Source organism: Propionispora hippei DSM 15287 (genome assembly GCF_900141835.1).
Lineage (GTDB): Bacteria > Bacillota > Negativicutes > Propionisporales > Propionisporaceae > Propionispora > Propionispora hippei.
The window spans coordinates 121,370-144,981 of sequence record NZ_FQZD01000004.1 but is presented as its reverse complement, the minus strand read 5'-3'; the positions used below and the strand labels follow the sequence as shown (position 1 = coordinate 144,981).

General features: G+C 46.5%; 29 protein-coding genes and 1 riboswitch. Of the genes, 5 read left to right on the top strand and 24 right to left on the bottom strand.

Features of this window, described 5'->3' with window-relative positions:
• Nucleotides 1-77 precede the first annotated feature (77 nt).
• The 17 genes from pilO to F3H20_RS00685 all read right to left on the bottom strand — a co-directional run bounded on the left by pilO (nt 78) and on the right by F3H20_RS00685 (nt 13,170).
• The gene (gene pilO / locus F3H20_RS00765; RefSeq protein WP_149733090.1) at nt 78-677 is read right to left on the bottom strand and encodes a type IV pilus inner membrane component PilO; all 600 of its coding nucleotides are present in this window, start codon (nt 675-677) and stop codon (nt 78-80) included.
• Nucleotides 674-1,225: a PilN domain-containing protein gene (locus tag F3H20_RS00760; protein WP_149733089.1), complete on the bottom strand. Its 552-nt coding sequence runs from the start codon at nt 1,223-1,225 to the stop codon at nt 674-676. The genes pilO and F3H20_RS00760 overlap by 4 nt, the downstream gene beginning before the upstream one ends.
• Nucleotides 1,218-2,294: a type IV pilus assembly protein PilM gene (pilM, locus tag F3H20_RS00755; protein WP_149733088.1), complete on the bottom strand. Its 1,077-nt coding sequence runs from the start codon at nt 2,292-2,294 to the stop codon at nt 1,218-1,220. Before pilM ends, F3H20_RS00760 begins: the two co-directional genes overlap by 8 nt.
• Before the next feature lie 3 nt (nt 2,295-2,297).
• Nucleotides 2,298-2,579 (bottom strand): late competence development ComFB family protein, encoded by a 282-nt coding sequence (locus F3H20_RS00750; RefSeq protein ID WP_223191545.1) that lies wholly within the window; start codon nt 2,577-2,579, stop codon nt 2,298-2,300.
• Nucleotides 2,580-2,584: 5 nt separating this feature from the next.
• Entirely contained in the window at nt 2,585-2,986 is a 402-nt protein-coding gene (locus F3H20_RS00745) for a hypothetical protein (protein ID WP_149733086.1), read from the bottom strand.
• Between the two features lie 27 nt (nt 2,987-3,013).
• Nucleotides 3,014-3,556, bottom strand: coding sequence for a PilW family protein (locus F3H20_RS00740; RefSeq protein ID WP_149733085.1), 543 nt, complete (start codon nt 3,554-3,556; stop codon nt 3,014-3,016).
• Complete coding sequence (locus F3H20_RS00735) at nt 3,553-4,008, bottom strand: type IV pilus modification PilV family protein (protein ID WP_149733084.1); 456 nt, start codon at nt 4,006-4,008, stop codon at nt 3,553-3,555. Before F3H20_RS00735 ends, F3H20_RS00740 begins: the two co-directional genes overlap by 4 nt.
• Nucleotides 4,009-4,031: 23 nt before the next feature.
• Entirely contained in the window at nt 4,032-4,472 is a 441-nt protein-coding gene (locus tag F3H20_RS00730; RefSeq protein ID WP_149733083.1) for a prepilin-type cleavage/methylation domain-containing protein, read from the bottom strand.
• 4 nt (nt 4,473-4,476) lie between these two features.
• Entirely contained in the window at nt 4,477-5,223 is a 747-nt protein-coding gene (locus F3H20_RS00725) for a prepilin peptidase (protein ID WP_149733082.1), read from the bottom strand.
• 106 nt (nt 5,224-5,329) lie between these two features.
• Nucleotides 5,330-5,749 (bottom strand): type II secretion system protein, encoded by a 420-nt coding sequence (locus F3H20_RS00720; RefSeq protein ID WP_223191544.1) that lies wholly within the window; start codon nt 5,747-5,749, stop codon nt 5,330-5,332.
• A gap of 30 nt (nt 5,750-5,779) precedes the next feature.
• Nucleotides 5,780-7,000, bottom strand: a complete 1,221-nt coding sequence (locus F3H20_RS00715) for a type II secretion system F family protein (RefSeq protein ID WP_149733081.1) — start codon at nt 6,998-7,000, stop codon at nt 5,780-5,782.
• A gap of 29 nt (nt 7,001-7,029) precedes the next feature.
• The gene (locus F3H20_RS00710; RefSeq protein WP_188128156.1) at nt 7,030-8,085 is read right to left on the bottom strand and encodes a type IV pilus twitching motility protein PilT; all 1,056 of its coding nucleotides are present in this window, start codon (nt 8,083-8,085) and stop codon (nt 7,030-7,032) included.
• A 30-nt stretch (nt 8,086-8,115) separates the two neighbouring features.
• The gene (gspE, locus tag F3H20_RS00705) at nt 8,116-9,792 is read right to left on the bottom strand and encodes a type II secretion system ATPase GspE (RefSeq protein WP_149733080.1); all 1,677 of its coding nucleotides are present in this window, start codon (nt 9,790-9,792) and stop codon (nt 8,116-8,118) included.
• A gap of 61 nt (nt 9,793-9,853) precedes the next feature.
• Complete coding sequence (gene aroE, locus F3H20_RS00700) at nt 9,854-10,702, bottom strand: shikimate dehydrogenase (protein WP_149733079.1); 849 nt, start codon at nt 10,700-10,702, stop codon at nt 9,854-9,856.
• A 27-nt stretch (nt 10,703-10,729) separates the two neighbouring features.
• Nucleotides 10,730-11,254: a YqeG family HAD IIIA-type phosphatase gene (locus F3H20_RS00695; protein WP_188128155.1), complete on the bottom strand. Its 525-nt coding sequence runs from the start codon at nt 11,252-11,254 to the stop codon at nt 10,730-10,732.
• 28 nt (nt 11,255-11,282) lie between these two features.
• Nucleotides 11,283-12,560 carry a secretin N-terminal domain-containing protein gene (locus tag F3H20_RS00690; RefSeq protein ID WP_149733077.1) on the bottom strand — a complete coding sequence of 426 codons (1,278 nt, stop codon included), beginning with the start codon at nt 12,558-12,560 and terminating at the stop codon, nt 11,283-11,285.
• A complete protein-coding gene (locus F3H20_RS00685) occupies nt 12,532-13,170 on the bottom strand; it encodes a hypothetical protein (RefSeq protein ID WP_149733076.1) in 639 nt (212 codons plus the stop codon). Before F3H20_RS00685 ends, F3H20_RS00690 begins: the two co-directional genes overlap by 29 nt.
• A gap of 130 nt (nt 13,171-13,300) precedes the next feature.
• Nucleotides 13,301-13,384, bottom strand: a riboswitch (cyclic di-GMP riboswitch).
• Between the two features lie 235 nt (nt 13,385-13,619).
• Between F3H20_RS00685 and F3H20_RS00680 the strand changes: the two genes are divergently transcribed.
• The 4 genes from F3H20_RS00680 to F3H20_RS00665 are packed head-to-tail and all read left to right on the top strand — an operon-like array spanning nt 13,620 to nt 16,496.
• Nucleotides 13,620-14,117, top strand: a complete 498-nt coding sequence (locus F3H20_RS00680) for a prepilin-type N-terminal cleavage/methylation domain-containing protein (protein ID WP_188128154.1) — start codon at nt 13,620-13,622, stop codon at nt 14,115-14,117.
• A 20-nt stretch (nt 14,118-14,137) separates the two neighbouring features.
• Entirely contained in the window at nt 14,138-14,611 is a 474-nt protein-coding gene (locus F3H20_RS00675; protein ID WP_149733074.1) for a hypothetical protein, read from the top strand.
• A 29-nt stretch (nt 14,612-14,640) separates the two neighbouring features.
• Nucleotides 14,641-15,126, top strand: a complete 486-nt coding sequence (locus F3H20_RS00670; protein WP_149733073.1) for a PilW family protein — start codon at nt 14,641-14,643, stop codon at nt 15,124-15,126.
• Nucleotides 15,127-15,152: 26 nt separating this feature from the next.
• Nucleotides 15,153-16,496, top strand: a complete 1,344-nt coding sequence (locus F3H20_RS00665; protein WP_149733072.1) for a hypothetical protein — start codon at nt 15,153-15,155, stop codon at nt 16,494-16,496.
• Between the two features lie 46 nt (nt 16,497-16,542).
• On the opposite strand, the gene F3H20_RS00660 is transcribed toward F3H20_RS00665, so the two are convergent.
• The 5 genes from F3H20_RS00660 to F3H20_RS00640 all read right to left on the bottom strand — a co-directional run bounded on the left by F3H20_RS00660 (nt 16,543) and on the right by F3H20_RS00640 (nt 21,319).
• On the bottom strand, nt 16,543-17,508 hold the full coding sequence (locus F3H20_RS00660) for a hypothetical protein (RefSeq protein ID WP_149733071.1): 966 nt from the start codon (nt 17,506-17,508) through the stop codon (nt 16,543-16,545).
• An 11-nt stretch (nt 17,509-17,519) separates the two neighbouring features.
• The gene (locus F3H20_RS00655) at nt 17,520-18,800 is read right to left on the bottom strand and encodes an FAD-dependent oxidoreductase (protein ID WP_149733070.1); all 1,281 of its coding nucleotides are present in this window, start codon (nt 18,798-18,800) and stop codon (nt 17,520-17,522) included.
• A gap of 121 nt (nt 18,801-18,921) precedes the next feature.
• Complete coding sequence (locus F3H20_RS00650) at nt 18,922-19,458, bottom strand: spore maturation protein (RefSeq protein WP_149733069.1); 537 nt, start codon at nt 19,456-19,458, stop codon at nt 18,922-18,924.
• A gap of 5 nt (nt 19,459-19,463) precedes the next feature.
• Nucleotides 19,464-20,063: a nucleoside recognition domain-containing protein gene (locus F3H20_RS00645; protein ID WP_223191543.1), complete on the bottom strand. Its 600-nt coding sequence runs from the start codon at nt 20,061-20,063 to the stop codon at nt 19,464-19,466.
• Nucleotides 20,064-20,167: 104 nt separating this feature from the next.
• The gene (locus tag F3H20_RS00640; RefSeq protein ID WP_149733067.1) at nt 20,168-21,319 is read right to left on the bottom strand and encodes a D-alanyl-D-alanine carboxypeptidase family protein; all 1,152 of its coding nucleotides are present in this window, start codon (nt 21,317-21,319) and stop codon (nt 20,168-20,170) included.
• A 413-nt stretch (nt 21,320-21,732) separates the two neighbouring features.
• Here F3H20_RS00640 and F3H20_RS00635 point away from each other — a divergent pair, with 413 nt between their 5' ends.
• Nucleotides 21,733-21,894 carry a ferritin family protein gene (locus F3H20_RS00635; protein WP_223191542.1) on the top strand — a complete coding sequence of 54 codons (162 nt, stop codon included), beginning with the start codon at nt 21,733-21,735 and terminating at the stop codon, nt 21,892-21,894.
• Between the two features lie 317 nt (nt 21,895-22,211).
• Here the strand turns inward: F3H20_RS00635 and ytfJ are convergent, their stop codons facing one another.
• Together ytfJ and F3H20_RS00625 are read right to left on the bottom strand one after the other, a co-directional pair.
• Nucleotides 22,212-22,664, bottom strand: a complete 453-nt coding sequence (gene ytfJ, locus F3H20_RS00630; RefSeq protein ID WP_091743617.1) for a GerW family sporulation protein — start codon at nt 22,662-22,664, stop codon at nt 22,212-22,214.
• A complete protein-coding gene (locus F3H20_RS00625) occupies nt 22,600-23,328 on the bottom strand; it encodes a DUF2953 domain-containing protein (protein WP_149733066.1) in 729 nt (242 codons plus the stop codon). Before F3H20_RS00625 ends, ytfJ begins: the two co-directional genes overlap by 65 nt.
• Between the last annotated feature and the right edge of the window lie 284 nt (nt 23,329-23,612).

Genomic DNA, 23,612 nt, shown 5'->3' with positions numbered 1-23,612 from the left:
AAAAAATCTTTCGTCAGGTCAACAGGCTCATTAAATCAACGGTTCCCTAAGCAGCAGGACTATTAACTGCGATGCCCTCATTTTTTCGGCTCTTCCGTCTTTTTCTGATTTGGAGCTTCACCTAAAATATAAGTGGCTATAATCAATTTAGTTTCCAAAATCTGATCATGCAAGTCAGTCGATATGCTGAGAACATTAGTAAAACGGGACAGATTATCCATTTTGGTTACAAAATCAAGAATGTTGTGGAAATCGCCATGAACCACCAGTTCCATCGGCAATGCCCGATAACCCTTTTGATTTATCATTTCACCGGGTTTTATCGAAACAAGTTCAAGTCCTGCTGCCTTGGTTTCCCGGTCTAGTTCCACCAATACATCGCTGACTTTGGCAGACTCGGGCAATAAAGTACCCAACTGGACTTCTTTCGCATCCAGTTCGGCTACATATTGCGCCAGATCCGGGTGTTTCCGGGAGTAATCTTCCAATTGTTTTACAACCTGTTCTTCCTGCTGCAACGTAACGGTAAGTTCTGCCATACGTTCCCTTTGCGGCAAAATTACCATCATAATGAATATTACCACAAAAGCAGCCAGAATGGCAGTAGCCCCGGCAATCTTATTTTTCACAGATAACTGTTCAATATCCATTGTCAGCTTACTCAGCAACGTATTCATGGTTTTGACTCCTTAAGCTGTACCGTAATCTCAAACCGGGTAGAAGGAACCACCTGCTCAGTCTTCCGTTCTCCTGTTGCCAATACGGGATTGGCAAAAACGTCATCGCTCTCGAGCCGGCTGATTAATGAGGCCAAATCGGTATATTTATCGGCAATTCCCACAATCTTGATGAGTTTTTCCTTTTCCTTATCATCCAATCCTACATGGGTAAACCAAACTTGCGGCGGTGTGATTTCCGCCAAGTGGGTAATCAAGGCATTCCAAGGCTTGCGCTCCTTAGTAAGCTCCGCTAAGATAATCTCTCTTTGACTAATTCTGCCCAAGCGGGTATTAGCTTCTATCCGATTGTTTTCCACCGGGCGCAAGAGCTCATGCTGGTTTTTCGCATCGGCAACCTGTTGTTCCAAATGCCACAGCCAGCCGGCATGATAAAAAAACAGCATGGCACATAGAGCCAGTGTTCCCGCCGTCATAGCAGTGATGATCCTGGTAACCGGAATCAACGAGGGACGTTCAGCTACTGGCAACAAGTTGATTTTAATCATCACTAAGCCCCCTTAAGCCCAAACCGATAGCAATCGCCAAACGTGCCGCCTCAGCAGTCAAATATTGTTTATCGTACATGGGAACAGTCTGTAAAGTAAGTAAAGGATCGTGCACAGTAACGGGCAATTGCAATTGTTTCTGCAAAAACTCCGGTAAATGGCCCAGTTTAGCTCCGCCACCGCTAAGATAAATCCGGTCCATTACCACACGGGGATTCTGCATTTGATAATATTCATAAGTCCGGCGTATTTCACGGCTTAGGTCTTCCGCCAGGATAATAAATTGCTGTCGCAGTGCCGCATAGGTATCATCTGTTGCTATCGCCGGCTGCGCTTGCAGCAAATTCAGTTCCTTGTTTTTAAGCTGCTCCGCCTCCGGATAGCTTACATTGCAGTGATGAATAACAGTCTCGGTAAACTGACGCCCGCCAAAAGGAATGGTGCGCACCAATACCGGTAAACGTCCCTGGTAGATAATAACCTGAGAAACAATCTCACCAATATCAACCACCATCATATTCTGATCCTGCACTAAGGTACGCTGCAAGGCCAGTGCCTCAAAATCAACAGTCAGCAATTTTAGATCGGCATGGGAACATAAGTCCGAAATAACTTTGACATGCTCCTGCTGAGCGGCCACAATTAGTATCTTGGTCTCATTTTCAACGGTGTCCAGTACGGCAAAGTCATAATAATAAGATCCCGGTGCGTAAGGTACATACTGATCAATATCCCACTTGATGGCTTCCCGCATCTCCGGCTCACTCATTACTGGCAGGGAAATTTCACGGGAATAAGCTTTTCGGCCACCCAATCCAACGGTTACTTCCTTACGCTGAATTCCCGTGGTCGCTACCAGTGTCCGGATAACGTCCGCCAGCTTTTCCGCATCGGCAATTGTCCCATCCTGCATGACACCTTCCGGAATGTCCGTCGAACCAATACGCTGCACAACTACACCGTCTCTGTGCCTGGCGACTTCCACAACTTTTATTGATGTGGCGCTGATATCCAGCCCCACATGTGAAGATGCTTTGGTTTTAAATAGTTTTGCAGCCCACGTTTTCATTTATCATTCCCCTCGTCCATGGTGCGGGTTTTTACCAACAATTTGGCAGGCATAGGTAATCGCGGTAATAATATCAATGGCAAACTGCTGCTCCAAGGTTTTAATCTTGGAATACATCTCTCCCCGAGCAGTAGCAATATAACGGGAAGGCAAAAAGTTCAAGGCAATTGCGGCAATATCCGCCCGGCATTTCGGGCACTTACACATATCCTTATTCCGTTCAATCACTTCATCCAGTACTTCAAACACCAAGTCTTCCATGCAGTTTCTAACTTCCACGATCATCCCTCCTAATTGTTGTCCCACGTATATTGAATGATTTTATTTCCTGTTTTATCATCTTCGGAAATGGTATAGGAAACGGTAAGCTGCCGGGCAGCTGTGCGAACTTTGCCGGTTGAACTAATTTTACCAGACAGGGGATTCACCGTTACCTGGTACGTCCCTTCCCCCAGTTTTGCCGATTCTCCCGGCCATAACGGATCTTGCGGCAATTGGCTGACTGCTTTTTTTACGCCGGCCTCAGCTAAATAATGGGCAGCCATACCGTCGATATACCCGCCGGCAGACGCTCCCTCTGAAGCGCTGAGCTGCAGCATAGCACCGCCAATACCCAGGACTAGCAGCACCACGGCTAATACCACTCCAGTTACCATGCCACGCTCGTTCAAACAGTGCGCTGACCATCTCATATGGATACATCCTTCATGATCAACACCTCATGGCAATGAAAGATTGGGACAATAAACGACCGTTCTCAAATGTCCGACAGTTTGCCTGGCCACAGGCTCCCAAATATCAAATTCAATGGACACTTGCTGCGGCATACGGGGATCACGATGAAAGGATAAATTAGCAATACATTCCTCGGTTACCGGCTGGCTGGTGCCCGGCACACTCCGGTAAAGGGTTCTCATTCTTGTGCCGGCACCATTTCCCAACCTAAAGGAAACTGATTTTTTATATAATATTCCCCCTGAAGGGTTAGGGAGGTTAGGGTCCTGGAAATCAAGCTCACCGGCTTCCCTGCCGTTCGGAACAGGCAGGTAAATATAGCTGGTATAACGCAGCTGCCGTACCATAAAATCCATGGCAAACCGGGCTGCCTGCCGGGAATCTATCTGCTGTCGATGCTGCTGCCAAAGCCGGAGACTTTGCATTCCCACCGGCAGGGCGGCCGTCATCACCAGCGTACTCAACAGCAAACCTACCAGCAGTTCTAGAAAGGAGATACCTGCCATCGACCAACGACAGAGCTTCATACAACCACCGGCCGGCCATTCTCGCTGTCGGCAGACACTTGAGTAAGCACGCAAAAAGTTTCGAGTACGACTTCCTGCGACTGACTATGTTCCTGCCAGGTCACCTGGATCGAAACCTGTACAAGAGAATACTTACCCACCGGCCCGGCTGCGGTAACCTGCCCGTTTCGGATATAAACCGCTTGTCCACCGGGTTCGCTTAGCCTCTCTTCCGGCAATTGCCAGGGAAGCTCAACAAAATTTAGTTGTTTTCCGGTCTCAATGCCGGCCTTTAACTCCTCCAGTTTTTCCCGTGCCAGATTAGCAGCCAGCACAGCCCGATGAGCATGCTGCGCACGCTGAAAGGCTTGGGTTGTCAATATCGTCAAAGAAGGTAATGCAATGAGTAGAATCAGCGCGGCAAATAATGCTTCGATCAGGAAAAAACCAGTCTGCCCACGAAAGTAACGCATATAAGCTTTCACACCTTTTCGCTTTATGCACCGCTGTCACTTACACGAACTCTGCCAATGGCTCCTTCAATCAATATATACTTAAATTTGCCGATTTTCTTACTGCGTAATGTAATCGTATAGCCGCTTTTCGGCACTCCGGCGACAGAAAAACTTACCGAAGGTGGCGGCGCTTTCAATTCAATAGATGAATCGAATTGAATATGTTTAACAACCTGTAAATTGCTCATCAGATAATAACCAAAAGGAGCTGCATTGCGAAAAACCAAGGTATAGGTTTTCCCCGGTGCCGCATTGAGCGAAAGCTGCTGCAAATAACGCAAATCAGAGGCTAGCAGCATAGCCGCCGATTCCAGCTCGCGTGCCGCCAAGCCGTTGTTTACCGACGGAATCGCCATGGTAGCCGTCAATGCGACAATCAGAAAAATCGCTAACACTTCGGGGAAGGTAAAACCGCGCTGCATACGCTCACCCCATACATAAGTTCCAATACCACCGGATCAATTCCTGTCCGTAGAGCAGACTAAGAAAAGCACCGGCAGCAATAAACGGTCCAAAGGGAATACAATCCCGCCGTCCCTTGCGCTTGAGCAAGAGAATAAAAACAGCAACAACTCCGCCGATGACAAACGAGAGAAACAGTGCCAGCAAGGTAAGTTTAGCACCCAAATAAATTCCCAGCACCGTCGCCAGCTTAATATCGCCGCCGCCCATGCCACCCTTGCTGACAATGGCGATGAGCAACAGTAGTCCGCCGCCGGCTAAACTTCCAACCAGCATAGAAAGTAATCCAACAGATGGCGTCAAACATTCTATCAGTGCACCAGCCCCAGCCATAAATAATAACACCTTGTCCAGAATAAGCTGATGATCGTAATCAATATAAGTAATAACCAGTAAAAAAGAAGTCAGTATAAGAGCTTTAATTAAGGGAAATCCTATACCAAATACCGTATAGCACCAAATAAATAAACAGCCTGTTAATAATTCCACAATGGTATATCGGCTTGAATAAGCTGCGCCGCAATGACGGCAATGGCCCCGTGAGAAAAGGTAACTAAACACGGGAATCAGATCAAGTATCTGCAGCCGCTGCCTACAAACTCCACAATGTGACGGCGGATAAAGGATGGATTGATTTTGAGGTAGACGGTAAATGCAAACATTAAGAAAGCTGCCGATACATACTCCTGCCACAAAAAAAAACAAATTCATGCATAAAAACATCCTATCTCTCCTGCGTATAAAAAGAGTAATTAAAGGCGGAGGAAACCGCCTTTAATTTTCTAAAGAATCATCCATATAAAAACTAAATTAACTACTAAGAACCTGTTGTTGTCGTTGTTGTGGTTGTTAGATCAGTAGAGGTCTTGCTATCAAATGTAGCACGACCGTTACTAATTCCATAGGTACCGCCTGCTGATGTACCATTTGCAACTTTAGTTTTCCACTTAATACCACTAGCAGGTGGAGTTGGAACCCCTCCCGAAAAATAATCAGTAAGCGACGAAACAGCTGAAGGTAAAGTTCCTTGATTATCTGCGGCATATTGTTGGATCGCACTGTCTATTGATTGCAAATCTGCCAGTATTTTAGCACCATTAGCAGATGCTGTCGAATCAACATATTTAGGAATAGCCACTGCTGCCAATATACCGATAATCGCAACTACGACCAGCAATTCAACTAAAGTAAACCCTTTCTGCATTCTCAACAGTGACCGAATTTTTTTCATAGTCATTGGTTTCACCTCCTTTCCCTAAAATTTTCTTTATCTCACGCTCGCACCACTCATAATATCAAACATCGGCAGCATAATGGCTATGACAATACCACCAATGGTGATACCTAAAAATACAATAATCAGAGGTTCAATCAAACTATTCAAACGGCTCACCATATCTTCAACTTCACTATCATAAAAGTCAGCCACTTTTTCCAGCATTCGGTCCAGACTGCCACTCTCTTCACCGATAGCTACCATCTGTACCGTCATTGGTGTAAAGACCCGGCTAGCACCTAGTGTCTGTGCTAAGCCTTGCCCTTCACGCAGTCCAATTCTGGCCCGGCGCATAGCCTCAGTCATACTCAAATTGCCCAGTATTTTTTCCACAACCTCTAAGGCTACGATAATTGGCACACCGCCTCGCAGCAACGTACTTAATGTCCGACTGAAGCGGGCGATGGAAATCTTACGGGTCAAAATACCAACCACCGGCAGACGCAGAACTAGCTGGTCAAACTGCTTGCGGATGGACGGCTTGCGCAAAGCAAAGACAATTCCGTAACTTAAACTGCCAATACATAACAAGAGCACTAAAACATGATGCTGTAATACATCACTAACAGTTAAGAGTAGCTTGGTCATGAAAGGCAACTCTACATGCATATCAGCAAACATTTTGGTAAAAGTCGGCAACACAAAAGTTAAGATAAAAACAACCACTAAACAGGCAATCCCCATCACCACTGCCGGATAAACCATGGCCGACTTTACCTTCTCATTCAGCTTATGCTCCTTTTCAAAGTGAGCAGCCAGTCTCTCCAGTACATCGTCCAGCACCCCACCTAGTTCGCCAGCCTCAATTAAGTTAATCATTAAGGGTGGGAAAATACGGGGATACTTTCCTAATGACCGAGAGAGAGTATCTCCCTCCCGCACCTGTTTATAGCAATCCTGCAAAGCTTCTTTTAATAAGGAGTTCTCACACTGCTCCACCAGAATATTTACACAGGATAGGATAGGCATACCGGCATTAATCATGGTGCTAAACTGACGGCACATAACCGCCAGGTCTTTTGTTTTCACCCGACGCAGACTCTTTAATAGTTGACCGGTAGAGGTTTTGCTCTTTTCTTCCTGCAGGGAAGTAATAAAATACCCCTGTTCCCGGACATAGGTCGCAGCAGCCGTCTGATCCTCTGCCAATACCACCCCGGACAGGATGCGGCCTGAACGGTCCCGTGCCTTATACTGAAAATTTTTGGCCATATCCTGTCCACCTCACTTACTGTCAAAACTCAATATTGCTGCGTTAGTTTCACAAACGTCTCCGGGTTGCTGGCCCGGATGATGGCATCTTCATAAGTAATGGTTCCGCTGGTATACAAGGTTTTCAAGGAAGAATCCATCGATTGCATTCCATTGCGAGCGCCCGTCTGGATAATTGACAGAATTTGATGACTCTTACCCTCACGAATCAGATTACGCACTGCCGGCGTAGCCGTCAAAATTTCTAGAGCCACCACCCGGCCTGTCCCATCGCGACGTGGGATCAGCTGCTGAGAAATAATCCCCTGCAAGGTCAATGACAACTGTACACGGATCTGCTGCTGCTGATAAGGCGGGAATACATCAATAATCCGGTCTATCGTCTGGGAAGCATCACCAGTATGTAAGGTAGCGAACACCAAATGACCTGTTTCAGCCGCCGTTACCGCAATGCCGATGGTTTCAGCATCCCGCATTTCCCCTACTAAAATAACGTCAGGATCTTCCCTCAAGGCTGCTCGGAGTCCATTAGCAAAGGATTTGCTGTCGGCATGAATTTCCCGTTGATTGACAATGCTTTTTCGGTGTTTATGCAAGTATTCAATCGGATCCTCTAAAGTGAGAATATGACAGGCCCGCTCGTTATTAATTAAGTCAATCATGGCCGCCAGCGTAGTTGATTTACCACTTCCCGTCGGACCGGTGACCAATACCAGTCCCCGGGAATTGCGCGCCAACGTTTTTAATATCTCAGGATGACCCAATTGATCCAGCGTGGAAATCCGCTCATTTACCACCCGAATAGCCAATCCCATGGAACCGCGCTGCCGGAACAGGTTAACCCGAAACCGGCTGACACCGGGAATAGCAAACGAAAAGTCAAGTTCTCCCTGCTCCAGGAACCGCTGTCGCTGTTCCTCTTTGGTAATCTCCTCGACAAAGGAGGCCGTATCCTGGACGGAAAGCACCGGATGTTCGGTCTTTACCAGATGTCCGTTAATCCGAAAAACCGGCGGAACACCAACGGTAATATGAACATCGGAGGCACGGCATTCCACCGCTTCTTGCAATAATTGCTTCAACATAGTTTATATCTCCCAATAAAGATAGCCGGTTTACAAGGTTGCATAGGCAACTCGCATGACTTCGGTTACTGTTGTATAACCTTGCAAAGCTTTTTGCAGCCCATCATCTTTCATAGAATGCATCCCATGCTTAACCGCTACAGCCTTGATCTCATCAGCCGAAACCCGCTTGGCTATCAACTCCCGTAATAACGGTGAAACCGGCATCACTTCATGAATAGCCATACGGCCCTGATAGCCGCTGTTGCCGCATTCCGGACAACCCGTTCCCCGGTAAAGCACAACCTCCTGGCTGCTCTGCTCGCCAAGAAAAGCCCGTTCCGGCGATCCCGGCGCTGAGCAGTAGGCTTGCTTACAAGCCGGGCAAATAATCCGGACCAAGCGCTGGGCAATAACCCCCAGCACTGAGGAAGCCACCAGGAAAGGCTCCACACCCATATCCAACAAACGGCTAATTGCCCCCGGTGCGTCATTGGTATGTAAAGTACTCAACACCAAATGCCCGGTCAAAGCAGCCCGTATAGCAATATCAGCCGTTTCCCCATCCCGTATTTCCCCGACCATCACAATATTAGGGTCCTGTCGTAATATAGACCGCAGTCCGCCGGCAAAGGTCATGCCTGTTTTGGGATTGACCTGCACCTGATTAATGCCCTCCAGGCGATATTCCACCGGATCTTCAATGGTAATCACATTCTTCGCCGGTGTGCTTAGTTCACCCAAAGTGGAATATAACGTAGTTGTTTTGCCTGACCCGGTAGGGCCGGTCACCAAAATCATCCCGTAGGACTGGTTAAACAAATTTCGATAGTGCTTCAGATTGTCCGCCGAAAATCCCAGACGGGCAATATCCAACATAACCGCCTGTTTGTCCAGAATTCGCATAACCACTTTTTCGCCAAAAATAGTCGGCAAGGTAGATACCCGGATATCAATAGTCCGGCCGGCCTCCTGAATCTGGATACGCCCGTCCTGCGGTACCCGCCGCTCCGATATATCCATCTGGCTCATAATTTTAATCCGTGAAATAATGGCGGCATGAATATTCATTGTAAAAGAAGATATTTCCCTAAGTACACCGTCAATCCGAAAACGGACCCGTAGATTTACCTCCTGCGGTTCGATATGAATATCACTGGCCCGTTCACGTACAGCCTGGCTGAACAAACTATTTACAATTCCAATGACTGGCGCATCATCCGCCGTCTGGATTTGTTCCAATTCCAGCGTTTCTTCCGGCCGTAGACGGTTAATTGCCTTTTCCACCAACTCACTAACACCATAGGCTTTACTGATCGCCCGCAAAACCTCCCTCTCTCGGGCAATAGTTGGCAGCACTTCGCAACCGGAAAACAAGCGGACATCATCAATCGCATAAAAATTGGTCGGGTCCACCATGGCCAGCGTTAATTTCCGCCCCTGTTTGTTTACCGGTATCACTTTATACTTTTCTGCCATCTGCACCGGTATCAGCCCGGCAACCGCTGCCGGTATATGAAGGTTACTCAGATCGATATGAGGTACACCCAACTGAAATTCCAGCACTTCGATCATATTCTCTTCGGTAATATAACCTAAGCTTAAGATCACCTTACCAATTCTTTCCTTGGTTTGACGCTGCACCTGCAAGGCTTTCGCCAATTGCTCCGGCGTAATCAGCCCGGTTTCCACCAGCAAGTCGCCCAGTCTCTTCCGATTGGATATCAAAACTCATACCACCGCCTTACATAGCAGAATGAAAAATTACTAACCTAGCAATAGACCTTTATCAGTCCGGCATTTTAAAGCTTTGATACATTACAGGTATAGGAGGTTCACAGCCTGTCCACAACGAAAAGGCTAACGCTCCCTGTTCAATCAGCATACCGTCACCGGTAACAATTTTATGCCCCAAAGCAGCCGCTGTTTTTAGAAAAACAGTTTCTAATGGATTATATACTAAATCACAAACCGCAATAGGTTTAGAAATAGCCTGCCAATCAACCAAAGGTTGGGTATCCAGCTTCGGCGACATTCCCAGGGAAGTACAATTTACAAGAATATCACAAGCACTTAGCTGTTCGCTAAACTCCGCTCCTTCTTGCCATAAGCAAAAAGTAATTTTATCAGAATCAGAAAAAAGTTTTAAAAACTGCATCGCTTTTTCCTGATTACGAGCACATATTGTGATTGAGGCCGCAGCTTGCTGCAACAAGCCGCAAACCACAGCCCGGGCCGCTCCCCCTGCTCCCAGGATCACTACTTTTTTTCCCGAAGGGTTTACACTCTTCGTCAACAGCGCTTTAATAAAGCCGTCGCCATCAGTATTATAACCGGTGCAAACTCCCTCGCGGATGACGATCGTATTTACCGCCCCGATTTTCGTTGCGCTCTCATCAAGTTTATCCAAGTACTGCATAATGTTCACTTTATGTGGTATGGTAACATTGGCTCCGGCAAAATCCAGCGCCTTCAAGCCCTCAACCGCAGCTTCCATCTTGTCCGGCTTAACAGGCAGTGGAACATACACATAATCCAACCCGGCCGCTTTAAAGGCGGCATTTTGTATTGCTGGAGACTGGGAATGGCCCACCGGCCAACCGATAATTCCAATCTTTTTAGTTTTCCCTGTTATCATATGAGTTCCTCAATCCTATTAATTAATCTAATCTAATTTAGTCAGTAATCCTTTTTCTTCCAGTCTGGACAGCAATCGGCTCTCCAGTAGACGAAGCAATTTAGTTGTAAAAAATTCACTTTTGCTCAAGGGAACAACTAAAATAGTATAGCAGCCAAGACGATTGCCGCCGCAGATGTCAGTGAACACTTGATCGCCAATAACGGCAACATTTTGCGGCAATAAGTTCATTTCCCGGATGGCTTTGCGAAAACCGTATTTAGCCGGTTTTCGCGCCCAATGCACATAATTGACATCAATACTCCGGGCAATTTCAGCTACTCGTCTTTCATAGCTGTTGGAAACCAAGCAAAGATGCATCCCCTGTTCCTTAGCCCCCTGTAACCAAGTTCTAATATCATTAGGAACCTGGCCTTCTCCCCAGGGAAGCAAGGTGTTATCTATATCCAGCAACAATCCCTTAAGATCATTGTTCACAAATACATCCCAGGAAATGTCCAAAAGAGTTTTTACACGCAAGTCAGGGCAAAAAAGTTTGTCGGAAAAATTCACCAGAGCCTCCTAACCAAGCGACTAAGTTTTATTGAACAACATGGGCAGTTAAGAATATAACAATCTCCGACTCGCTGCCAGAATTGCTGACGCTTCTAAACAGTGTTCCCAATATGGGCAGATCACCCAAAAAGGGAACTTTTGTGTATGTCTTCGATTCCTGACTGCCGATCAAACCACCAATCACCATCGTTTCCCCATCTTTCATTCGTACATTCGTTTCCGCTTCCCGCGTCGTGATCTGATATTGTTTGATATCAGAAACCAATTGCGGCGTACTAACTTCTGTCTTTACATTAGCGGTAATCTGTCCGTCAGCGCCTACAATGGGGGTATAGGTTAGCTTAATCCCGGTATCCACATAGGTGGTAGAAGTGGAAGTTGTTCCATTAGCTACCGTATTAGTCTGCACCGGAACCCTGTCGCCTATAAGTATGCGGGCTTGTTTACCGTTAATTGTCGTAACTTTGGGCTGCGATAAAATTTTAGCATTGCCATTGCTGACAAGCGCATTGATTTTAGCCGTATAATAAAATTCATAAGGATGTCCGTCCGGATCCCTTCCGTATTGAATTATGCCCGGATAACCATCGGCCAGGCTTGTATGGCGAGTAATTGTAGGCTGGGTAGTAGTTGTTGTTGTACCAGTGGTAGAATCATAACTGGTTCCTGCCGGCGTGTACTCATACGTTTTGGGGGTCTCATCCCAGTTCCAGGTCACCCCTAAATCTTTAGTGGCAGACTTGCTGATAGCAACCACTTTAGCCTCCAGTTCTACCTGCTGCGGTCGCTTATCCAACTCATCGACAATCTGTTTTATCCGGGAAATACCTAGCGATGAACCGGTGACCAATAAAGTATTAGAAGGAATATCAGTATCCAGCTTCACTTTTAACCCTTCTGCCGCCGAAGCAATTGTTGACTTCATATCCTGCGCTGTCACATACTGCAGTTTAATAACTGCCGAATCAGCCACATCAGCCCGGTCAAAAATAATTGTATTATCTACTTTATGATAGGTCAGCCCCTTTGCTTGAGCTATTAAATCAATGGCGGTATCCAATGAAACATTGTCCAATCTTACTGTAATATTTGGCGATTCCTTCGCTGCCGATTCATCAATGATCATATTGACTCCACTTAACAATGACAACGTATGTAACACAACCCGGATATCTTCCTGCACAAAGTTTAAACTGACCGACTCCGGATTAGCAAAGCTTACTGGCAAAATGACAAAGATCTGAAGTATGGCTACTGCCACTATAGCAACTAGCTTATTGCGCCACGTTATGAGTTGAATCATTCCCGTTACCTGTCCTTTCTTTTGCCATGCTTTTTTCCGTTTTTATATTATTAGTGATCGGCAATGTCAATTGTCCGGCAGGTCCAGAAACCACCACCATGTCTGACATAATTGATTCTACCTGATATGCACCAACCTGTTCTCCCAGGCGGTATGCCTTGGAGTGCTTGCCATCATTAATGACGGCCAGTTGCTGCCCATCATCACTGCTGACTATACCTGTAACACTAAATTTAGGTAATTCAAGTGCTGCTGGACTTATCCCGGCTGCCACCTGCCCCGCATCCGGCACCGGTTGCTGTGTTACCGGCAATTTACTATCCGTTCCCTTATCCTTGCTGTCCATATACTCCGGCGGAATAGCGAAAGGATTGCGAACAGTGCCCTGCTTCTCAACAACAGGAAAACTTACATTTGTTTCATTAGAATCTTTTGCCGCTGTTTTCTGCGTTGCCACTTTAGAACTTTGGCCATTGGAGACTGTCGGTGCAATAGGGTTGTCCTCATTAGCCGGGATAACTACTAAATATAGGGCAAGTGCCATAACACCTATCGCAAGAGTCGCAATGATTTTTGACGATAAAGAAGACATATCTTGTTTTATATTCAATAAAGATCGCACCGCCTTTTATTGGCAAAATAAAAAATTAAACAAATTACCATTATTACTCAATAAGCCATTTTTTTCTTCGATAATCTCCCAATAAAATCCTCCATAAAAATAAGAAAACCATCTGAAAATTTCAGATGGGTGGTTACGCTACCTGCTCCTACTGGTTCAAGCGTCCAAATACAAACCAGTATTCATCACTTCCATGTAAAAAACGCATAGATCTCGTCAAATTATCACAATTATTATCATCATTCATTTTTGATCATTTGTCAACATCTAAAATTGCCACAATTTGTCGATATAATTAAAAATAACTTTGAAAACTATAAAGTATAATAAATTTCCATAAAAAGTATTGTCAAATGTAAATAGATAGTATTAAATAAAACGTAGATATGGAAATAAAACAAGGTTCACGTATTTACCGGAGGCAGGGAGGGTATCGTTTGTTTCGTTCACAAAAGGGATTTGCTCTAATTGAATTGCTTGTGGCTATTGCTATTTTAGGAATTCTGGCAGGGATTGCAGGGATAAACCTCCGGTATGGCATTGCCAAAAATGATTTAACAACGGCAACCAGCCAACTTGCCGCTGACATCCGGACGATGCAGCAGTTATCTATGGAAAAAGCGATTGATGACACCAGCGCTGCCATTAACATCACTTTTGCTACCGGTTCTTATCAAATCATCACCGACCAGTCGACAAACACCGGCTTTTCCTCCCGGACCTTACCTTCCAGCATTACACTATCTTCGTCAAATGGAAATACACTAGCCTTTAATCCGAGTAATTTATCCACTAATACAGCTACAATGGTTACTTTAACAAGCAGCATACTGCCTAAAACTGAAAATAAACAAACAATTATTATTTCCCGCATGACGGGAAGAATTCGCATTGATACATCTTCCACTCCCGCTTACCGCACAGAAGAAATATAACATTATATTGGGGTAATCATATGAAAATAATCGAAAATCAAAAAGGTTTTTTGCTGCTGGATTCTCTGTTCGGTGTTTTAATTACCAGTGTTGCGCTAATTTCTATTGTCAGCCTGGTTACTATGGGGGTTAAAACCTACTCTGTTAACAGCGAACAGTCCCGTGCTTACCAAATTGCCGCTAGTTACGGAGACGCTTTACAAAGCTTAAGTATCGCCAACTGGGCCACACTGGTCCCCTCTACGGTGACCAGCTACCAAGCCATTGACATTTCCAGCTCGAATACTGTTGTTTATAATGATTTGGCAAATGCAAGGAATTCACTTTCTTCATTGCCGGGAGCAACAGTTTCTATCTATGGAAAAGTTAGTTCAGCTGCCAATGCCGGGAACCGTCTAGCCCAGGTAAAAATCATAGTTTCCTGGAGTAATAACACAAAGCAAGTAGCGCTTATTAAATACTATATTCGCAATAACCAACCTAGTTCAACCTGATTATTTAGCATAGAGGTGCTTCATTCAGTATGATAAAACGATATAAAAACAAGCAGGGCTTCTTTTTAACTGAAATTTTAATAGGAATGGCTGTCATGCTAATTATTTTAGCAGCCATCGTTCCTCTTTTTGCTAATACTACCAAAACCATAGCCAATGGAACCTCCACCAATCACATGCTGCAAGAAGGCCGCTGGGCCTTGGATCTAATGGCTAAAGACATCGCTCCAGCCTCTACAATTCTTACTCCGGCAAATAACAGTACTGCTGCCACCTTGGTATTTCAGCGTAGCGACATAGCCGGAAATATTACGTATTCATTAGTCAATAATGAACTCCGCCGCCAAATTGGCTCAGGTACTCAATACCCCTTAACGAACGGCAGTCTGGTTCAAATCATCAGCGCCAGCTTTCAGTCCGGTCTTAACGGGGAAAACATAACGATTACCTTATCGCTCACCGATGGTAGTCATACCACTCAGTTAACACGCACAGTATTTCTTTTAAATAACTAACACGCTATGGAACAGGAGGAATTACCTTGCGCCGGATTTTTACCAATCAAACAGGTGCAGCGTCACTTATAGCTATTACTACCATGGTACTGCTGGCAGCAATGGCCACCACTTATCTGTCGCTCTCTGCCAACGGTCTGAGCCGCCTTACCGGTTTTGGCTATGGTGATAATATCAAGGCAAAAGCAGCGGCCGAAGCCGGCATACGTTATACTTGGATGAATGCCGTACAAAATACAAGCACAACAAATTACATTTGGGACACAACAAAACTTAACACTTCCGCAATTTCCGTAGATAGTACTGACAGCAATTCTCCCACTTTTACCATAAGTCTTACAAGAATAACTGCTAATTTGCCGTCCGGTGTTAAAAACACCGATTCTTATTATAAAATTACCTCTGTCGGGCGCTCAGGCAACAGTAAAGCAATTACAGAAGCTTATTTATTGGTTTCTCCCATGGTTTCCTTAACGGAATTTGTCCAGGGAGGAAATGCTTCCAATAATGCCCCTTGGACTGTTGATACAATAAATGGAGTCGCGACGGCACCAAGCAGCAGTGACTATTATCAGATTCTGTTTAACGGGGATGCTGATTACGCCGCAAAGGGTATTACTTACCACTATAAAATCAATCTTAACAGCACTAATCCTAGTCACCCGAATGATACGGGTTATGGAATTTACTACCTTGCCAATGGTACGCCTAATGATATGTCCGCCTATGTACTGCAATATGATCCTGGACTAACACCTGATCAAATTTTAGTAAAAAAGGTAGTGGCTGATGCTACCAGTCAGCAATATCCCTGGTATAATGAGCAGATTATCGGGGGTACTACGGCGGATGGCTATAGCAACCAATCCTGGCAAAGCTCTAATGCTTCTGCCAGCTGGAACACGGCCAATACGAATAAAACTACCTGGACCAATACTACGACGCTTATTCTAAATGAAACCACCAGTAACCCGGCAACCGGCTCTTTCATTACGCTGGATAACGAAAGTACTGATACAACTTATAAAAAGGATATTATGTCGGTTCAGATGAGTACCGTCATGGCGGAACTTAATAAACTAAAAGCCAATAATACTTCCAGCAACCAAATGCTTAATCAAGACCACATTTTGACGATCGACATTAAACCAGTAGTAGTTAACGGCAGTCAGAACTATATTCACCGCATCTACATTGACGGCTTAGAAATCCTGCGTTTTGTCGATCGGTCTACGAAATACAACTTTGCGAAAGATCCCGGCTATGGACAAACCGGCTTGCGTGTTTGGGAAGCTCAGGCTAAGTTTAGTAATCTAAAAAATGCTCCGGGAGCTATTTCTTTGCGTAGCTGGGAAATACAAAAGCCATAACGTTCAAAGGGGAATCATTCAACTGTCGGTTGAATGATTCCCCTTCTTATTCTCCCAAAACACTTTCCACGTCGCTCTGCACCTTGCAGAGCTTTAATTTTTCCCCGTTCTTACTTTCCTTCTCGCAACTGCCGCAGATGCCTTCACCGCAGCACATGGTGGCGTTGTTGGTGGCTGCCATGGGGATATTGATACCGGCGGCTTGCATGGCGGCGATGACGGCCTGATGCTGTTCGTCCGGGCCGGCGCTGACTACCAGATCGATTTTACCACGGATGGTTTCCTCCAGGCGTTTCATGCCGTTTTGCCGCATAGAACGCACCGGCTCAACAGTTACACCCAATTGTCGCAGTTCTTCTTCAATAAACAGCGTTTTTACTTTACCCGGCGCCAAAATGGCGATTACCTGATTCTTATTTTCCACCAGCTTTTTAACCAATGGCAATGCCGGTGCCTGGCCAATGCCGCCGGCTACCACCAGCACTCGGCCACCGGTAAGGTTCTCAATCCAGGGCTGGCCAAAGACTCCGTTATAATAGGGCCCCTTCACGGTTAAACGCCGGTTACCCTTCCAGAATATCCGGCCCGATTTAGGACCGACCACTTCAATGGCCACTTTGATTTTATTGGCCGTGACATCCATAATTCCTACCGGAAACTGGCAAAACTGTGGATCATCAGGCTTACGTAAAAAAACAAAGGACCCTGTCTTCTGCAATTGTTCAGCCAATAGCGCCGATACGGGAAACTCCAGAATATACATATGATCCGCCATAGCCTTGACAATAGTATATTCTGTCTCTTCCTCCAAGCGGCTCAGGACCTTCTCTCCCTGCCCCTCCACTGCGGTTTGCCAGAATTTTTCGTATAGCACGCAAACGCCGCACCAGTTACAGTCACAGGTATTTTCTCCTCTTAACTGACTGCAAAAAACACAGTTATTGGTCTGTGCCAACAGGCAGGGACAATACTTGGAGTTAAGGTCAATACACCTTAAATGTATATTACGCATATTTCGCCTCCTTAGACCAGACAGCCGTTAAAAATATCGGTCAGTCCGGCGCTGGCAATACGCTCGGAAATTTCCGCCCGGTTAATCGAGTACAATTCCAGTTCCTGCATCCTGGCAAAATATACCCCGCCGGAAAAGGTATACCGGACCTTTTTACCCTCTTCCGACAACATCTGTTCATGACTAAAAGCAATAAAATCACCGGCTGCCAAGCTGCGCGGATAAGTAAGATACCTCATATCCAGACAATACCTCACGGCGTTGTGGCCGGCCAATAGACCGGTAAGTACAGCTTCCGTATGACCTACCAGAATGGTGGATTTTTCTCCGGCACAAAATAAATTATCGACACCCTCCACTTTTAGAGAATCATCGCAGGGAGCAATACCGAGATAGCGCATTGAGTTTCCCATGCCACCGGCATAAGGGTCTTCAAAACGGACACTTTCAAAGCCGGGTATAGCCCTTAAATCTTCTAACGGGAAATAGGATGTCATCAGCTTGGCATGGCCCGTATCCAGAAGAACTAGATTCTCGGCAAACGCCGGTAACGCATACTGGGAACAGGCTTTCTTCGTCAGCGAATTCTTTTTGCGCAGCTTTTCCGGGATCGGGACAATCGCTACACCGTCGGTATCGAGTTTGCCCCGGATTTCTTCACTCAGGGAATCCTTATTCAATTTACAGGAACCGCTCATCGCGCCATAGGAACCATCCGCTCTTTGTCCCATAATCTCTTTTACATCAGCCTTGGCCGCCAGACTAACCCGGGGCCCGAACGAGGGGCACCTGAGTACACACATGGCACAGCCGTTGCCGTATTTCAGGCAATTGCCCATCGAACCTGCTGTTCCGGTCGTATCGACAAAGGCATCGCCTTTGATCACCTCACCGCTATGCAGCATTACAGCCTGTATCTTCTTGCCGTATTTCTGGACGTCCACCACCCGGTTCATCATCCGAAGTTCCACGCCATAATTTTGCAATATCTTTTTCACCAGTGGTTCCATTGTGGTTACATCGTACAGCGAAGCATGGCTATGACCGGGAAAACTGATGCCCCGGTGACGGCTGTTGGCATCCATGGCCACAAAAAAATCGCCGCCCCCCATGGCAATAGCTTCTTCCGCTGCCGTATACCGCCCGTTATTACGGCATATTCCGCCAACCAGGCCGGTCCCGAGCAATAGGTCGGTACGTTCAATCAGCAGCACCTGAGCACCGGCTTTCGCTGCTGATAATGCGGCGGCACAGCCTGCCCATCCACCTCCGGCAACTATCACTTTTATCACAGGCACCCCTCCATTTCTCATTGCACAATATAGTCTATTCCTACCGGAGGTAAATGCCACTGTAAAGCAAAAAACGCCCCTGGCAGAGTTTGCCACAAGCGTTCGACGAGAATATCAAACCTTACGAAAATAATTGACGGCAAAGATACACTGCTCCAAAAAAGCCGGCTATATCGCCCAGTAGCCCGACAAACACTGCATAACGAGGATTTTGGATACCCACCGCCCCAAAGTAAACAGTCAAAATGTAAAAGGTCGTATCGGTACTGCCCATAACTGTTGAAGCCATACGGCCCAGCAGCGAGTCCGGTCCAAAGTTGTTGATCAGCTCCGCCGTCAAGCCTAACGAACCGGTGCCGGATAAAGGACGCATGATTGCCAGTGGCACCAACTCGGCCGGAATGCCAATGACTTCTAACAGAGGTTGCAGCAGGGACGTCAAAAAATCCAGAGCGCCGGAGGCCCGGAAAATATAAATGGCTACCAACATCGCCACAAGGAAAGGCATAATCCTGACCGAGGTGGCAAAGCCTTCCGCGGCCCCCTCGACAAAAGCTTCATACACCTTGACGCCACGCAGCAATCCCGCCAGGGGAATCAGCAGCAAAAGCAACGGAATAGCCCAAAGGGAAAGTTGTGCACAGGCCGCAAGAAACATCCCGGTTACCTCCGTAGCCGCAAAGTGAAACAGGTCCGGCAAATTCGATCGGCAAAAATAACGGCAACCGTGGCAAAAAGACTTGCCAGGAGTGTCGGACCTATAATTTCCGTGGGGTTGGCTGAGCCGGCCGCAGTCCGCAGCGCGATTATCGTGGCCGGAATTAACGTAAAGCCGGCTGTGCAAAGAGCCAGTAACGTGCACATGCTGGCCGACGCCGTCTTTTTATCATGATTCAGGGTTTGCAGCTCCTGCATCGCTTTAATCCCCAGCGGCGTGACGGCATTACCCAGTCCCAGCAGATTGGCACTTAAAGTCATAACAATAGCCCCCATAGCCGGATGCCGGCGGGGGACTTCGGGAAACAACCAGCGGATTAGCGGCCCCAGCAGCAACGCCAAGAGAGTAACAAGCCCGGCCCGTTCGGCAATTTTCATCATTCCCAGCCACAGGCACATGACTCCGGTCAGTTTAAGCGCCAGCTCAACGGCGGTTTCCGCCCCGCTCATCGCACTTTGCACCACAAGCTGTATATTGCCCTGCAGTCCGGCGTAAATAATGCCAATGGCTATAAGAGACATCCAGATAAAATTAATCACCGCCATCACCTCTTAAGAACGTATGAGGCAATAGCGGTGAATAGAACTCTCATTATCCCGGGCAGGCAGCTACCCTGAAAGATAAGGGTTTGCTAACCGGAAACTGAAGCCTAAGCAAGGTTATGGAAAATTAAAGAAAACACCTGCAACAGAGAGCTCCAGATTTGCGTAAAAAAGGATTTACGTTCGATCGTATCGGTGGCAAGCAGGTCTACCGTGGCAATTGGCGTATTTTTATAAAATACCCGTACCACGCCCAGCTTTTGCCCGGCAGCGACAGGCGCCTCCACCGTGGGATCTGCCTCAACCACGGTGTGTATTTCCTGCCGGTCTTCCTCGGTTACAGGCACCGTCAGCGCCGCAGCGGTAATCGCCTGTACGGTCTGCGCCTTGCCGTGTCGAACCTGCAGCGTTTTTAATATATCTCCCTTTTGCAGCACATTCACGGTATGCATCTGGGAAAACCCATAATTCAGCAGGGCAATCGAATCGTCCCACATGTGTTCGCTGTCCAGAACAACGGCAATCAACTGAATGCCGTCACGGTTGGCCCCGGATACCAGGCAGCGCCCCGCCGCATCGGTATAACCTGTTTTCACGCCATTGGCGCCCTCATACAGCCACAACATCCGGTTCTCATTATATAAGTCCCGGTCATGCTCTTTGCCCGCCCAGGGAATGATTTTATTTTTCGTGCTGACAATATCGCGGAAATCCTTGTTTTGGTAACCGTATGCCGTAATTCGCGCCAAATCGTGTGCCGTACTATAGTGATTCTCATCGGGCAACCCGCTTGAATTGACAAAATTGCTATGGATAGCCCCTATGGCATGCGCTTTTTCCGTCATAAGCGCGGCAAATTTCGGGACAGATCCGGCGATATGTTCCGCCACCGATACGGTGGCGTCATTGCCGGATACCAGCATCATGCCGTACAGCATATCGCGCATGGTCAGTTGTTCACCCTTCGTCAGCCACAGCGAGGACCCTTCCGTATTGGCGGCATTCTCGCTGGCGGTTACCATATCATCAAGATTACCATACTCCAGTGCCGTGATCAGGGTCATGATTTTAGTCGTACTGGCCGGATAACGCCGCTCTTCCGCGGCCTTAGCATACAAAACCTTACCGGTTAAGGCTTCCATGACGATGGCCGACTTCGCTGTTATGTCCGGGGCATTTTCCGCCGCCTGACACGCCGGAACAGCATATAGCGCTATCAATAATGTTAAGATACAGAGTACAGTCGTTTTGATTTTCATTACTAAAAAACCCTCTCAGCATAGTAAATAGTCGGCGAGTATCTTGCGTCACGTAAAGGATAAGCTTGCAAGGATTTTTTCGTCCTGCAAGACGGAGGAGCTGCCCACATCGCACATATGTAAGACGAGGGCAAAAAGGCAGAACGGAAAAAGACGGCAAACAGCGCCAATACATTTTGTTGGCATAAGGTACTATTACAAAACAGTCACCAAAATATTATATATATGTTTTTCCCGATCGTCAAAGCCACCATACATGATTGTAAGACCTCCAGGCAATAATAGAAGCAGATAAGAGGGTTAAAGAGCCGATTCTGCCAAATTTCTTATTCGTTAAAAACTCTTTAATCCCAACAACTTTTATCCTATATAGGAGGTGAGCATCCCTGGAAACATTAAACATAAAGACGGCCTTGCGCTCTACCCTGACCCAAAAGCAGGAGTTAGTCCGGGATTATCAGTCGTTTGCCGGCCAAATCAACGATCCCGATATTGCCAAAATGTTTAAGCATTTTGCCGAAGCAGAGGCCCTACATGCCACTCAGATTAAGGACAAACTGGAACAGCTTTCCTAAAGAACGACTGCTTTGCCCATAGTGTGCGGCCAGACGGATTCGTTTTCCGTCTGGCTTAATCAGTTAAATTTTGAAATGGTCCAGTTATTTCTTCTTGTTTGCTTCCTTGCCGGTGAAAAATCTCCACCCGGCCGACTGACTCATTACATCAGTGATTCTCTACTGATTCCTGCAGAAAAATATACAGGGATATTGTAATCAACAATATCCCTGTATATTTTATATGCTTGAGTCCTTGCCGTTATGCTGCAACGTTTTTTTAAACAGTATATTGACAATAAAAAACCATGCACTGCTGCATGGCCTGTTATTGTTGGCTACACTCGCTGCTCCTGATGCTTATATTGAGTCTCAGCCGTTTCGGCCAAGGCATCCAATTGTTTATCCTCCTCTTTATCCTGGATCATTTCCTGTAGCTTATTAAGTACCTTAGGCACCATATCAATGACCCGATCCAACAGTAAATCACCGTCAACCGGCATAAACCGGACACCGTTTACGGGCGAACATACCAAAAAACCCACGGGTTTCACACTGACTCCGGCCCCACTGCCGCCGCCAAACGATTGAACAACTTCATTGCTCTCGACTTCTTCCGGTTCATAGTCTCCGCCGCCGGCGGCAAAGCCAAACGTCACGCGTGAAATCGGTATGATAACAGTCCCATCCGGGGTTTCCACCGGATCGCCAACAATGGTGTTAACATCAACCATTTCCTTGATACTTGCCATAGCCGTCTTCATTAAGCCTTGTATCGGATGTTCTGCCACTATGTCTCTCCTCCTTGGCCATAATATAAACCATCATTCCAATTGCAGTTATAAGATTGCCAAGTTTCAAGGTGAATATACAGTCAAAATCAATTTCCCACAGGCTACTCCCCTGGATAGGAGTCAAAGCTACAACAGGCCGTGAGGAGAAAGCCACCCTTTGTCCAAGCCGCTTTAGCAGCAAACTCTTACCACTCCAAATTACACCATACAAAATCCCCACAAGCGCCGCGTCTTCCAATCCGTAACGGGTTCGCCAAGTTAAATGTACACAGGTCAGCTTACCGATTAAGGCATTCATGACCCGGCGGTAAACAATAAAGTGTTTCCTGATCTCCTCCAGGACATGCCGTAACCGGCTGGGATGCAATACATATCTTTCAATAAATCGCTTTACAAATATCTGCTCCCTCCCCGGATCACTATCGACGGACTCCTGCCCTTTGACCACTTCTGCCGTCGGCCAGACCTGTCCTTCCTTCTCTAATTGCAAAGCAGGAATTTTCATGGAATAATGCAACAGACGGTATACTGCATATACGGTTACCAAAATATAGTCATCCGACGCATTGCGCCGGTAGCAAAGCTGGAGATATAGAGGAATATTAGCCAGTATAAAAAGTAAAATAAAAAAATCCACGGCAAGGATTATCCCGATTTCCATATAAGACAATGCCCTTTCTCGTTGCCGGTCACCGGTACCGCGATCACCTTAAAACCGTCAGCCCAATTTAAGGAACCGCAGATGTAATGAGCCTGTGGGCCTGACGCAAGGTTTTTTCGTCTGGCAAAAAAGTAAAACCCGGACGCTAGTTAGGCCGTTTCAAGGTTTTGCTGATACAGCCAGACGGAAAAAGCTCGGCCAGCACGCACAATGCGGATAAAGCAGTGGTTCCTTACTATAGCTTGGGCAGAAAACGCCATGATTATGTAACGAAAGATATAAAT

Coding starts and splice junctions, on each gene's coding strand:
- pilO (WP_149733090.1), bottom strand. CDS start 677: ATGAATACGTTGCTGAGTAAGCTGACAATGGATATTGAACAGTTATCT.
- F3H20_RS00760 (WP_149733089.1), bottom strand. CDS start 1,225: ATGATTAAAATCAACTTGTTGCCAGTAGCTGAACGTCCCTCGTTGATT.
- pilM (WP_149733088.1), bottom strand. CDS start 2,294: ATGAAAACGTGGGCTGCAAAACTATTTAAAACCAAAGCATCTTCACAT.
- F3H20_RS00750 (WP_223191545.1), bottom strand. CDS start 2,579: ATGATCGTGGAAGTTAGAAACTGCATGGAAGACTTGGTGTTTGAAGTA.
- F3H20_RS00745 (WP_149733086.1), bottom strand. CDS start 2,986: ATGAGATGGTCAGCGCACTGTTTGAACGAGCGTGGCATGGTAACTGGA.
- F3H20_RS00740 (WP_149733085.1), bottom strand. CDS start 3,556: ATGAAGCTCTGTCGTTGGTCGATGGCAGGTATCTCCTTTCTAGAACTG.
- F3H20_RS00735 (WP_149733084.1), bottom strand. CDS start 4,008: ATGCGTTACTTTCGTGGGCAGACTGGTTTTTTCCTGATCGAAGCATTA.
- F3H20_RS00730 (WP_149733083.1), bottom strand. CDS start 4,472: ATGCAGCGCGGTTTTACCTTCCCCGAAGTGTTAGCGATTTTTCTGATT.
- F3H20_RS00725 (WP_149733082.1), bottom strand. CDS start 5,223: ATGAATTTGTTTTTTTTTGTGGCAGGAGTATGTATCGGCAGCTTTCTT.
- F3H20_RS00720 (WP_223191544.1), bottom strand. CDS start 5,749: ATGACTATGAAAAAAATTCGGTCACTGTTGAGAATGCAGAAAGGGTTT.
- F3H20_RS00715 (WP_149733081.1), bottom strand. CDS start 7,000: ATGGCCAAAAATTTTCAGTATAAGGCACGGGACCGTTCAGGCCGCATC.
- F3H20_RS00710 (WP_188128156.1), bottom strand. CDS start 8,085: ATGTTGAAGCAATTATTGCAAGAAGCGGTGGAATGCCGTGCCTCCGAT.
- aroE (WP_149733079.1), bottom strand. CDS start 10,702: ATGATAACAGGGAAAACTAAAAAGATTGGAATTATCGGTTGGCCGGTG.
- F3H20_RS00690 (WP_149733077.1), bottom strand. CDS start 12,560: ATGATTCAACTCATAACGTGGCGCAATAAGCTAGTTGCTATAGTGGCA.
- F3H20_RS00675 (WP_149733074.1), top strand. CDS start 14,138: ATGAAAATAATCGAAAATCAAAAAGGTTTTTTGCTGCTGGATTCTCTG.
- F3H20_RS00670 (WP_149733073.1), top strand. CDS start 14,641: ATGATAAAACGATATAAAAACAAGCAGGGCTTCTTTTTAACTGAAATT.
- F3H20_RS00660 (WP_149733071.1), bottom strand. CDS start 17,508: ATGCGTAATATACATTTAAGGTGTATTGACCTTAACTCCAAGTATTGT.
- F3H20_RS00650 (WP_149733069.1), bottom strand. CDS start 19,458: ATGTTTCTTGCGGCCTGTGCACAACTTTCCCTTTGGGCTATTCCGTTG.
- F3H20_RS00645 (WP_223191543.1), bottom strand. CDS start 20,063: ATGGCGGTGATTAATTTTATCTGGATGTCTCTTATAGCCATTGGCATT.
- F3H20_RS00640 (WP_149733067.1), bottom strand. CDS start 21,319: ATGAAAATCAAAACGACTGTACTCTGTATCTTAACATTATTGATAGCG.
- F3H20_RS00625 (WP_149733066.1), bottom strand. CDS start 23,328: ATGGAAATCGGGATAATCCTTGCCGTGGATTTTTTTATTTTACTTTTT.